10 protein-coding genes are annotated in these 11617 nt (G+C 65.2%); 6 read left to right on the plus strand and 4 right to left on the minus strand.

Annotation, left to right across the window (positions count from 1 at the left end; genetic code table 11):
- Window positions 1–38: 38 nt before the first annotated feature.
- Window positions 39–1406, plus strand: coding sequence for an MATE family efflux transporter (locus tag NXT3_RS02625; protein WP_104838756.1), 1368 nt, complete (start codon window positions 39–41; stop codon window positions 1404–1406).
- On the opposite strand, the gene NXT3_RS02630 is transcribed toward NXT3_RS02625, so the two are convergent.
- Together NXT3_RS02630 and NXT3_RS02635 are read right to left on the minus strand one after the other, a co-directional pair.
- The gene (locus NXT3_RS02630; RefSeq protein ID WP_104838757.1) at window positions 1382–2470 is read right to left on the minus strand and encodes a quinone-dependent dihydroorotate dehydrogenase; all 1089 of its coding nucleotides are present in this window, start codon (window positions 2468–2470) and stop codon (window positions 1382–1384) included. The two genes, NXT3_RS02625 and NXT3_RS02630, sit on opposite strands and share 25 nt — an antisense overlap.
- On the minus strand, window positions 2467–2814 hold the full coding sequence (locus tag NXT3_RS02635; RefSeq protein ID WP_037420410.1) for a DUF952 domain-containing protein: 348 nt from the start codon (window positions 2812–2814) through the stop codon (window positions 2467–2469). Before NXT3_RS02635 ends, NXT3_RS02630 begins: the two co-directional genes overlap by 4 nt.
- A 119-nt stretch (window positions 2815–2933) precedes the next feature.
- Between NXT3_RS02635 and NXT3_RS02640 the strand changes: the two genes are divergently transcribed.
- Both NXT3_RS02640 and NXT3_RS02645 read left to right on the plus strand, forming a co-directional pair.
- Window positions 2934–3365 (plus strand): hypothetical protein, encoded by a 432-nt coding sequence (locus NXT3_RS02640; RefSeq protein WP_097537795.1) that lies wholly within the window; start codon window positions 2934–2936, stop codon window positions 3363–3365.
- 77 nt (window positions 3366–3442) lie between these two features.
- Window positions 3443–4090, plus strand: coding sequence for a response regulator transcription factor (locus NXT3_RS02645; protein ID WP_097525617.1), 648 nt, complete (start codon window positions 3443–3445; stop codon window positions 4088–4090).
- A gap of 209 nt (window positions 4091–4299) precedes the next feature.
- Here NXT3_RS02645 and NXT3_RS02650 read toward each other — a convergent pair whose 3' ends face one another.
- Complete coding sequence (locus tag NXT3_RS02650; protein ID WP_037420400.1) at window positions 4300–7806, minus strand: PAS domain-containing hybrid sensor histidine kinase/response regulator; 3507 nt, start codon at window positions 7804–7806, stop codon at window positions 4300–4302.
- A gap of 235 nt (window positions 7807–8041) precedes the next feature.
- Here NXT3_RS02650 and mscL point away from each other — a divergent pair, with 235 nt between their 5' ends.
- The 3 genes from mscL to galE all read left to right on the plus strand — a co-directional run bounded on the left by mscL (window position 8042) and on the right by galE (window position 10955).
- Window positions 8042–8470, plus strand: a complete 429-nt coding sequence (mscL, locus tag NXT3_RS02655; RefSeq protein WP_037420397.1) for a large conductance mechanosensitive channel protein MscL — start codon at window positions 8042–8044, stop codon at window positions 8468–8470.
- 106 nt (window positions 8471–8576) lie between these two features.
- Window positions 8577–9743 (plus strand): pyridoxal phosphate-dependent aminotransferase, encoded by a 1167-nt coding sequence (locus NXT3_RS02660; RefSeq protein WP_104838758.1) that lies wholly within the window; start codon window positions 8577–8579, stop codon window positions 9741–9743.
- A gap of 177 nt (window positions 9744–9920) precedes the next feature.
- Window positions 9921–10955 (plus strand): UDP-glucose 4-epimerase GalE, encoded by a 1035-nt coding sequence (gene galE, locus NXT3_RS02665; RefSeq protein ID WP_104838759.1) that lies wholly within the window; start codon window positions 9921–9923, stop codon window positions 10953–10955.
- A gap of 12 nt (window positions 10956–10967) precedes the next feature.
- On the opposite strand, the gene NXT3_RS02670 is transcribed toward galE, so the two are convergent.
- The gene (locus NXT3_RS02670; protein ID WP_097537799.1) at window positions 10968–11273 is read right to left on the minus strand and encodes a chorismate mutase family protein; all 306 of its coding nucleotides are present in this window, start codon (window positions 11271–11273) and stop codon (window positions 10968–10970) included.
- Window positions 11274–11617 lie beyond the last annotated feature (344 nt).

The raw sequence follows: 11617 nt of genomic DNA on the forward strand, positions 1-11617 counted from the left end.
CAAGATCGCCTTGCGGAGACGGCCGCGGGGTAGCGACGATGTCTGCCATGGAAAGCCTCGAGCGTGAAAGGCTTGCCCGCGAAGCGGGTCCGTTCGACGTCACCAACCGGCTGATTTTCTCGATCGCCCTGCCGATGACGCTCGGCTTCCTGACGACGCCGCTCCTCGGCCTCGTCGACACCGGCGTCGTCGGCAGGCTCGGCCGGGCCGAGATGCTCGCCGGCCTCGCGGTCGGCGCCGTCCTGTTCGATCTGATCTTCACCACCTTCAATTTCCTGCGCGCCTCGACCACCGGCCTCGTAGCGCAGGCCTATGGCCGTGGCGACCGGCGCGAACAGCAGGCGGTGTTCTGGCGCTCGCTGGTGATCGCGCTCTTCTGCGGCATCGCCATCGTCCTGTTGTCGCCGCTGCTGCTCGCACTTGGTCTGTGGCTGATGGCGCCCGGCCCGGAAGTGGCGGCGGTGACAAGCACCTATTTTCTCTATCGGATTCTTTCCGGTCCGGCGGCGCTTGCCAATTACGCCATCCTCGGATTCGTCCTTGGTCGCGGCGACGGCTCGATCGGCCTCTTGCTGCAGACCATCATCAACGGCACCAATATCGTGCTGTCGATTTTGCTGGGACTGGTCCTCGGCTGGGGCGTGTCAGGGGTTGCGATCGGGACTGTCGCGGGCGAACTGATCGGCGCGCTTGCGGGCTTTGCGATCGTCTACGGCCGTTTTGACAAGAGGGACGCGCCGGCCTGGGCGACGATCTTTGCCGGCGACCGGCTCAAGGCGCTGTTCGGTCTCAATCGCGACATCATGATCCGTTCCTTCGTGCTGCTCGCCGCCTTCACGCTGATGACCCGGATCGGCACGTCCCTCGGCCCGGTGACGCTCGCGGCCAATGCGGTGCTGATGACCATTTTCCTGGTCGCCGGCTATTATCTCGACGGCCTCGCCAATGCGGCCGAGCAGCTGACTGGCCGCTCGATCGGCGCCGCCTACCGCCCGGCTTTCGATCGAGCGCTCAGAATGACAGCGTTTTGGTCGCTGGGCCTCGCCTTGATGACGACGGTGTTGTTCCTCGCCTTCGGCAACATTCTCGTCGATCTTTTGACGACGGCGCCGGATGTGCGCGCGCTCGCCTATGAATATATGCCCTGGGCGGCTATAACGGCGCTCACCGGCGCCATGGCCTTCCTGATGGACGGCGTCTTCATCGGCGCCACCTGGTCGCGCGACATGCGCAACATGATGCTGGCCGCCTTCCTCGTCTATGGGGCGGCGCTCGCCGTTCTCGTGCCGGTCTTCGGCAATCACGGCCTGTGGGCGGGGCTCAACCTGTTCCTGCTGCTGCGCGGCCTGTTCCTGGTGATGCTGCTGCCACGGCGGGCCGCTCAGACGTTCCGCCCGGCCCAGTAGTCGAGACGGCTGTCACGGATCTCGCGGATCGAGGCAAGCTTCTCCCGATCGCAGAGCGCCGAGAGGCCGCGGACGATCCGGCCGGGAAGCGACGGCCCCTCATAGACCATGCAGGAATAGAGCTGTACCAGGTCTGCGCCGGCGCGGATCTTTTCCGCCGCCGTCTCCGCCGAACTGACGCCGCCGACGCCGATGATCGGCAGGTTCGGCCCGACGCGCTTGCGCATGCGGGCGAGCACCGCCGTCGACTTCTCGAAGAGCGGCTTGCCGGAAAGGCCGCCAGCCTCCTTGGCCTGCCGCTGGTCCCTGAGACCTTCGCGCGACAGCGTTGTGTTGGAGACGATCAAACCGTCGAGATCGTGCGCCAGCATCTCCGCCGCGATGTCGTCCATGCCCTCTTCGGTCAGATCAGGGGCGATCTTCAGGAACACCGGAACGCGTCGTCCGCTCTTCGCGGCCTCGTCGTCGCGGGCGGCGAGCACGGCCGAAAGCAGCGCCGCCAGGCTTTCGCGCGCCTGCAGGTCGCGCAGGCCGGGCGTGTTCGGCGAGGAGATGTTGGCGGTGAAATAGCGGGCGACGGCGTGGAAGGTGCGGATGCCGGCGACATAGTCGGCGATCCGGTCGGCGCTGTCCTTGTTGGCGCCGATATTGACGCCGATCAGCGCCTGGCGCGAGCAGCCCTGGAGGCGCGCCAGCGCCGCACCGTGCCCGTCATTGTTGAAGCCGAGCCGGTTGATCACCGCCTCGTCCTCGACGAGCCGGAAAATCCGCGGCTTATCATTGCCCTGCTGCGGCCGCGGCGTCACCGTGCCGATCTCGGTGAAGCCGAAGCCGAGCCTCAACAGCGCCTCCGGCACCTCGGCATTCTTGTCGTAGCCGGCGGCCATACCGACCGGATTCGGAAAGACGAGGCCAGCAATGGTCTGCTCGAGCCTGGCATCGGCGGGCGCGGCACAGCCCGGCACGACGCCGCTCTTCAGCGCCTTGATCGAGAGCCCGTGGGCGGTTTCGGGATCTAGGAGGAACAGGCCGCGGCGGGCCAGGCGTTCGAGAGCACCGGTCATGGCGCAAGCTCGGGGAAAATATGCGTGCCGTCGGCGCCGAGCGGCAGCGGTTTTTCCCACAGCACGGCGTCGAGCCTCAGCGCCGCATAGAGATGCGGAAACAGCGCGCCACCGCGCGACGGCTCGTAGACGAGCTTGTCGCCGAGCGCTTCTGCGTCGACGGCGACGATGAGAAGGTCCGTCTGGCCCTCGAAATGCCGTGCCGCAGTCTCGGCGACCTGCTCGCCCGTCGAGAAGTGAATGAAGCCGTCGGCGAGATCGACGGGCGCGCCCGCGAATTGTCCGGCCCGCCTGGCTTCCTGCCATAGAAGCGCCGGAACGATCTTGTATATGGTAGCGTTCATCTTTGTCCGCCCGTCGTCATGATTCCGAGCCATGGCCTTGCCGCAAATAACGGCGCGTGTCCACCGCGGTTCACCTGATCGAACGCGGATTTCCGTCAGTCTCCAAGGGAGAGGATGTCATGAGGAAGGTAATCGCGGTGCTCGTCTTCGGCCTGGGGCTTGGGTGCGCCCTTCCGGCCGCAGCGCAGGCACCCACGCCGGGGCGCTACAGCATGCAGAAATCTGAGACGGGATTCGCCCGGCTCGACACGGAGACCGGCGAGGTCACGCTCTGCCAGGAAAAGAACGGTGAGCTCGTCTGCCGCATGGCCGCCGACGAGCGTGCCGCCTTCGAGCGGGAACTCGACCTTCTGACGAAACGGATCGAAGCCTTGGAAAAGGCCGTGCAGAGTGGGGCGGCAGCCGCGAAACCCGATCTTCCGACCGACGAAGAGATTGACCGGACCATGAGCATCATGGAAAGAATGATGCGCAAGTTCATGGATATCGTGAAGGAACTCGAGGGTCGCGATCCCGCAGGCGAAGGTGGATCGGTCCCCGACAAGACCTGAACGTCGTGAACAAGCACCGAGTGGCACGCGGAGGACGAAGCCGATCGGTTCCGGGGCTCTTGGGAGGGAGCGTCATCATGCCCGACATGACCATCATCATTGCTGACGACCATCCGCTGTTCCGCGGCGCGATGCGCCAGGCGCTGAGCGGCATGGCCGGCGCGCCCGCCGTCGTCGAGGCCGGTGATTTCGCCGCTGCCCGCAAGGCTGCGGCGGACAATCCCGATGCCGACCTGATGCTTCTGGATCTCACCATGCCGGGCGTCAGCGGCCTGTCCGGCCTGATTGCGCTACGCGCCGAATTCCCGAGCCTGCCGGTGATGATCGTCTCGGCCCATGACGATCCGGCGACCATTCACCGCGCCATCGATCTCGGCGCGGCGGGCTTCCTCTCGAAATCCGCCGGGATCGAGGAGATCCGCGACGGAATCGGCAAGGTCATGGCCGGCGAAATCTTCGTCCCGGTCGGCTACGACCGGAACCAGGAATACGAGCCGGAGATGGCCGACCTCCTGCATCGCCTGCAGACCTTGACGCCGCAGCAATCGCGTGTCCTGTCCATGCTCGCCGAGGGCCTGCTCAACAAACAGATCGCCTACGAGCTCGGCGTCTCCGAGGCGACCATCAAGGCGCATGTCTCGGCGATCCTGCTGAAGCTCAATGTCGACAGCCGCACCCAAGCGGTGATTCAGCTTTCCAAGCTCGGCAGCGTCGCGGCGGCTTAGCGATCCCGCTTGCGGCGTTTGGCCCCTCGTCCCGCTGCAGCGACCTTCTCCCCGCAGGCGGGGAGAAGGGGCATGCCGCCACGTCTCGCTTCTTTCGCCGGCGGATTCGGGGAACCGGGAGCGAGCCGCGCGTCCCTTCGCCCCGCGTACGGGGAGAAGGTGCCGGCAGGCGGATGAGGGGCAAGAATTGTAACCAAGTGAAACGATTGCTATTCCGCCGCCGCCCGTGCCGCTGCGGCAAGCTGCGTCAGCCAGGCGCGCAAGGCGGCCGGGCGCACCGGCTTGTGTTGTAGAGAGACGCCGTCGCGCTCGGCGGCACCGCGGACCTCCGGGGTGCGGTCGGCGGTTACCATCAGCGCCGGAATGCTCTCTCTCCAGCGCGCCCGGATGGAGGCGATCGCGTCGATGCCGGTGCCGTCCCCGAGGTGGTAGTCGGCGACGATCGCATCGGGCCGCAGCGGCAGGTGTTCGGGGCCGATCTTGTCGCAGGCGGCGACCGATTCCGCCGTCGTGACGGTGCAGCCCCAGCCGCCCAGCAGCAGCGCCATGCCCTCGAGGATCTTCGGTTCATTGTCGATGCAGACTACAGTCAGCCCGCTCAGCGCGTCGCTCGACTTCGGCGCGGCGACCGGCTGCGGCCTTGTCCGTTCGGCGGCGCTGGTATCGAGCGGCACGGCAACCTTGAAACCGGTGCCCTTTCCCGGCTCCGACTGCAGGCTGACCGGATGGTTCAGCACACGCGAGATGCGGTCGACGATCGAAAGTCCGAGGCCAAGCCCGGCGGCGGTGCGCGCCCCTTCGTCGAGGCGCGCGAATTCCTTGAACACGGTGCGGAACTTTGACGCCGGAATGCCGATGCCGGAATCGAGCACTTCGATCGTCGCCGTCTGCCTATGCCGGCGCACGCCGACGAGAACCTTGCCCTCAAGCGTGTATTTGATCGCATTGGAAACGAGATTTTGGACGACGCGTCTCAAGAGGTTCGGGTCGCTGCGCACGACAAGCGAGGTTGGCATGACCGTGAACTCTATGTCCTTCGCCCGCGCCATCGGCGCGAAATCCGTCTCGATCCGCCGTAAGAGATCATCGAGCGGCACGGCCTGTAGCCGCGGCTTCATGGCGCCGGTGTCGAGCCGCGAGATATCGAGCACGGCACCGAGTATCGCCTCCACCGATTCGAGCGAGGAGTCGATGTTCTGGACCAGCGCCCTGTTGTCGGAATCTCCGAGCCGCTCGACGAGCGATGAGGAGTAGAGGCGCGCCGCGTTCAGGGGCTGCAGGATGTCGTGGCCGGCGGCCGCGAAGAAGCGGGTCTTGCCGATATTGGCGTCTTCGGCGGCGGCGCGCGCCTCGCCAAGTTCTTTGTTGACCCGCGTCAACTCGCTCGTCCGCTCGGCGACGCGCAGTTCCAGCGTTTCGTTCGCCTGCTTCAGCGCCATGTCGGCGGCGACCCGCGGGGTGATGTCGGTATAGGTGGTGACGATGCCCTTGTCGGGCATGGCGTTGGTCCGCACCTCGACGATACGGGCGCCGTTGCCGAGTTCCAGCAGGAACGGCTTGTCGAGCGTCAGGAAATTGGCGACCAGCGTCTTCTCATAGTCTTTGCGGATGTCGCCGCGGCGCGCCAGGATCGCCACGATGTCGGCAAGCGGGAAGCCGACCTGGCCGGCCGCCTCGGGCAGATCGAGCAGTTCCCGGAAACGGCGGTTCCAGATGATCAGGTTGCTGGCATTGTCGAAGACGGCGATGCCCTGGTCCATCTGCGAGAGCGCCGTCTGCAGCATGTCCTGGTTATGCTGCAGCGCCTCGCTCGCCTGGTCGAGCAGCCAAGCGGTGTCCGAAGAGGTGTCGTCCATTCGCTGCAGCACCAGCGAAAACACCAGCCGGGCCGAGGAGGAGCCGATGGCGCTGCCAAGCAATTGCTCGGAAAAATGGACGAGGGCCATGTCGGCGGAGGCGTTTTCGTCGAGCCAGCGGCCGGATTGCTGCTCATAAGTGTGGAACGAGCGCTGCATGCGCTCCTCGCCCATGTAGCGGGCGATCGTAGTCTTTAGGTCGCGTACCGTCACCTTCGTCTTGCGGCCGCGGAAGGCCCGTTCCGTGCGCGATCGGCGGGTGATGAAGACGCCGGCCTGGAAGCGCTCGAGCGGCTTCGGCGCCCGGGTCAGCGAGCCGAGCACATAGGCGCTGACGTTGACTAGCATGCTGAGGGCCGACGCATTGACGAGCGGGTCGGACTGCGGCCCCGAAAAAACATCCGTAAACGGTAGGAGGAAGCTCAGGATCGTCGAGGCCACGTGAGAATTGTCGGGCCCGCCGAGGCTCGGCAGAAACAGCACATAGGCCCAGACGAGGAAGCCGCTGACCATTCCGGCAATCGCGCCGCGGGCGTTTGCCTGCCGCCAGACGAGGCCGCCGATGAGCGCCGGCGCCATCTGCGAGATGGCGGCGAAGGAGAGCAGCCCCAGCGAGGCGAGGCCGGAGCTCATGTCTGCCGAGCGATAGTAGCCGTAGCCGAGCAGCAGCACGACAAAGATCGCGGTGCGGCGGATGTTGAGCAGCGTCCCGGCCACGCTCTCCTGCAGGGTGCCGCGGGTGCCGAGCCTCTGGCGCAGGAAGACCGGCATGACGATGTCGTTGGAGATCATGATCGACAGTGCCACCGAGGCGACGATGACCATGGCCGTGGCGGCGGAAAAGCCGCCGATGAAGGTGAGGAGCGTGATCAACGGCACGTCGCTGGCGAGCGGCAGGGCCAAGAGATAGAGGTCGGCGTCGCCGGAGCCGGAGAAGGTCAGGATGCCGGCAATGGCGATCGGCAGGACGAAGAGGTTGATGGCGATCAGATAGAGCGGAAACAGCACCCCCGCGGTACGCAGCTCGTTCTCGGTGCGGTTTTCGACGACGGTGACGTGGAACTGCCGCGGCAGCATGATGATGCCGAAGGCGGAGAGCACGATCAGCAGGATCCAGCGGGCGGCGGGCGTCTGGTATTCGAGGGCGGAAAGGACGGCGGGACTTTGTCGGGCCGCCTCCAACAGATTCGCCGGCCCGTCGAACAGGACGAAGACGATGTAGAAGCCTGCCGTCAGCATGGCGACGAGCTTGACGACCGATTCCATCGCGATCGCCAGGATCAGCCCGTCCTGATGCTCGGTGGCATCCGTGTGGCGGGTGCCGAAGACGATCGCGAAGCAGGCGAGGAAGAGGGTGACGAGCAGCGGCAGGTCGATGAAATTTTCGCCCGCGCCGATGCCGTAGTCGCTGGTGTCGATCATCGCGGCGACCGAGCTCGAGACCGCCTTGAGCTGAAGGGCAATATAGGGAATGGCGCCGACCAGCGAGATCAGTGCGACGATCGCCGCCACCGCCGGGTTCTTGCCGTAGCGCGCCGCTACGAAATCGGCGACCGAGGTCAGTTTCTCGGTCTTGGCGAGCCGCACGATCCTGCGGATCAGCGGCATGCCGAGCGTGAACATCAGGATCGGCCCGATATAGATGCCGGTGAACTCGAGCCCATGCTCGGCGGCGAGCCCGACGCCGCCGAAATAGGTCCAGGAGGTGCAGTAGATCGCCAGGCTCAGCGCATAGACCAGCGGCCTGCCCTTGCTGGCAATCCTGCTTCTGCTGGCCCGCCGGTCGCCGTAGCTTGCGACCGCGAAGAGCAGTAGCAGATAGGCGAAGGCCGAGGCGAAAATGACCGAACCCGAAAGCATGCCTCACTCCTCGACGGGCAGCATAGGGCAAGTCCATCCCATTGAGAATTGGCTGCTTTATGCGTCTTAAGTCCAAGACGCGACGGGGCAGCCGTCGCGCGCCACGGGCCGCTGCCCGCCTTGATCGCGAACGGCGGTTCCATCGCTCCGAGCTTTGGTCTAGTTTCCTCCAGCGGTAGCCGCGCGGGACAGGCGCGGCCGAGCGTTCAAGGACGGGGATATTACGGAGAGACGCATGCTGAACGAATTCAAAGAGTTTATCGCCCGCGGCAATGTGATGGACCTGGCGGTCGGCGTGATCATCGGCGCTGCCTTCACCAAGATCGTCACCTCGGTCGTCGACGATCTCGTCATGCCGGTGGTCGGCGCGATTACCGGCGGCGGTTTCGATTTTTCGAATTATTTTCTGCCGCTTTCCGCCAATGTCACCGCCCCGACGCTGGCCGCAGCCCGCCAGCAGGGCGCGGTCTTTGCTTATGGCAGCTTCATCACGGTGTTCATCAACTTCCTGATCCTTGCCTGGATCATCTTCCTGCTGGTCAAAGGGGTGAACCGCATCCGCGCCTCGGTGGAACGAGAGAAGGCACCGGAGCCGGCCGCGCCGCCGCCTGAGGATGTGCGGCTGCTGTCGGAAATACGGGATATCTTGAAGCAGCGGGCCTGACGGCAGCGAAATCATCACAGAAATCGATAAGTTCGTCAGAGAAAATCGTGTGATCACGGGTGCGAAAACGTCTAGAAGCGGCGGGCAATTCAGGAGGCCGCCGCTGATGACGACCATGACCAGCCTTAGTCCCCGCGCTCTTGCGGCGCCCGAAAGCGGCATCGTCGAAGTGGTGAACTATGCCCGTGGTCGCGATGGCCTGATCCCGCTCTGGGTCGGTGAGGGCGATCTTCCGACGCCGGACTTCATCAGCCGGGCAGCGGCCGACGCGCTGGTGGCCGGCCAGACCTTCTATACGTGGCAGCGCGGCATCCCGCCGCTGCGCGAGGCGTTGGTGCGCTATTATCAGCGCCGCTTCCAAAAGACGCTCGCGCCGGAGAATTTCTACGTCACCGGATCCGGCATGCAGGCGATCAAGCTTGCGATCGAGGCAATCGCTTCGCCCGGCGACGAGATGGTTCTCCTGACCCCGGCCTGGCCGAATTTCGCCGCCGCCGCGTACCTCTCCGGCGTCCGGCCGGTCTCGGTGCCGCTGCGCTTCGAGAACGGCAAATGGCAGCTCGACCTCGACCGCCTTGCGGCGGCGATCGGCGATAAGACGCGGGCGCTGTTCATCAACACGCCGTCCAATCCGACCGGATGGACGGCGTCGCCCGACGATCTCAAGGCCATCTTGGCGCTGGCGCGCAGGCATGGCATCTGGATCATCGCCGATGAGATCTACGCGCTCTACTACTATCTCGGCCGACGCGCGCCGTCCTTCCTCGACATCATGGAGGACGACGACCGCATCCTCTTCGTCAACTCCTTCTCCAAGAACTGGGCGATGACTGGCTGGCGCGTCGGCTGGATCGTGGCGCCGCCGGCCATGGGCCAAGTGCTTGAGAACCTGATCCAGTATTCGACCTCCGGGGTCGCACAATTCATGCAGCGCGGCGCCGTCGTCGCCCTGGACGAAGGCGACGCTTTCGTCGACGACAACGTCACCAAGGCCCGACGCAATCGCGACCTGCTCTGCGACACGCTGATTGCCACCAATCGCGTCGAGACCCTGAAGCCCGACGGGGCGCTTTACGCCTTCCTGAAGATCGACGGCGTCACGGATTCGCGCCGGGCGGCGATCGACATCGTCGACAAGACCGGGGTCGGACTGGCTCCGGGAACGGCTTTCAGCGAGGGCGGGTCGCTGTTCATGCGCGCCTGCTTCCTGCGTGACCCGGCCCAGATCGCAGAGGCCGCGGACCGTCTGCGCACCTATATCCTCGACCGCTGATCCAAGATTCGTCCGTTGCGGGCCGATCGATAAAATCCGAATGATTGCCGTGGCGGGTGCTTAACCACCGCCGCAGGAATAGCCGGTGAAGAGCGGCGCCGGCGCCGCGATTTACCAATTCCGTAAGCATCGCCCGTCTTTCCTGTTCCCGGGTTCAATCGGGGGTGGAAGGCAGCCATGGCCATATTGGTGACAGGCGGAGCGGGCTATATCGGCAGCCATATGGTTTGGTCGCTGCTCGACGCGGGAGAGACCGTCGTCGTGCTCGACAGCCTGACGACCGGCTTCCGCTGGGCGGTGGCGCCGGAGGCGCGCTTCTATTTCGGTGACGTGGGCGACCGGGCGGCGCTGGCGCGGCTCTTCGCCGAGAACGAGATCGACGCGGTCGTCCATTTTGCCGGCTCGGCCGTTGTACCGGAATCGGTTGCCAAACCGCTCGCCTATTACGAGAACAACACGGCGAAAACGCGCACCCTGATTGCCGCGACGATAGAGGCCGGCGTGCGCCGCTTCGTCTTCTCATCGACGGCTGCCGTCTACGGCACCCAGGAGACGCCGGATCCGGTCAAGGAAACGGCGGCCCTGCGTCCGGAAAGCCCCTATGGCCGTTCCAAGCTGATGTCGGAAATCATGCTCGAGGACGCGGCGGCGGCGCATGATTTCAGTTACGTGGCGCTTCGCTATTTCAATGTGGCCGGCGCCGATCCGCTGGGGCGTGCGGGGCAGTCGACCTTCGGCGCCACGCATCTCATCAAGGTCGCCTGCGAAGCCGCGCTCGGCAGGCGCCGCAAGGTCGATGTTTTCGGCACCGACTATCCGACGGCGGACGGCACCGGCATTCGCGATTACATCCATGTCAGCGACCTGGTTGCCGCCCATCGGAAAGCGCTTGAATATCTAAGCGGTGGGGGCGGTCCGCTGGTCAGCAATTGCGGCTATGGCGAAGGCTTTTCCGTGCTGCAGGTCCTCGACACGGTGCGGCAGGTTTCCGGCCGCGACTTCCGCATCGATTACGGGCGGCGTCGCCCGGGCGACGCGGCCCAGGTCGTCGCCGATCCGACCGTCGCGCGATTGAAGCTCGATTGGGTGCCGACCCATGCGAGCCTCGAACATATCGTTCAGAGTGCCTTCGATTGGGAAGGCTATCTCAGTCGCAAGAACAGTTTCGACGATGGTCGCGGCGACGACGGACGCCTTGTCGCCAACGGCTGAAGGGCCGGAGCCTTACTCCTCGTCTTCGCCGAGGAGCTTGCGCTCATGCGCGATCGCATGGTCGATGAGCTGTGTCCACAAGCGCTCATAGAAGTCCGGGTCGAGCCCGAATTCGATCGCGTGCCTGCGGGCATTCTCCCGGACCTCTGCGACGCGCGCCGGAATGTCTGCCTTGAGATACAGCGGGCGCTTGATCTCGGCAGCCCGGTCGATATAGCCCCAGCGTTCGGCAAAGAGCGCCATCAACGCGCGGTCGAGCCGATCGATCTGAGCGCGCACATCCGCCATCGTCGTGCATTCTGCGGGGGTCTTTGGCATGTCCGGCTCCTGCCGGGGCGGATCGCGCCCCGTTCCATCGCGCCGAACTGCTAGCAAAGCGGACGCCGGCTGAGAAGGGGAAAAACCGCCGCAGCGCCCGTGGCGAGTTGCCTAGCCCGCTGCTTGGTCACCTCGGCAGGCGATCGCTGGGGAGTAGGGTGCGGTCCTGTCTCCGTCGGCGATTGCCTGCCGATGTGTAGGAAGACGGTAGGTCCGCAAGCTTGAGCGGGGCTTTCCCTAATTAGCTGCCGAGCGCGAGCTTAATCGCGAGCCCGACTACGCTCACCGCCGCGACGCCGGCGAACCAGAGCCAGACGAACCAGAGGAGCCGGCGGCCGAGCGCG

It is taken from the genome of Sinorhizobium fredii (assembly GCF_002944405.1).
In the GTDB taxonomy this organism is placed as follows: Bacteria; Pseudomonadota; Alphaproteobacteria; order Rhizobiales; family Rhizobiaceae; genus Sinorhizobium; species Sinorhizobium fredii_C.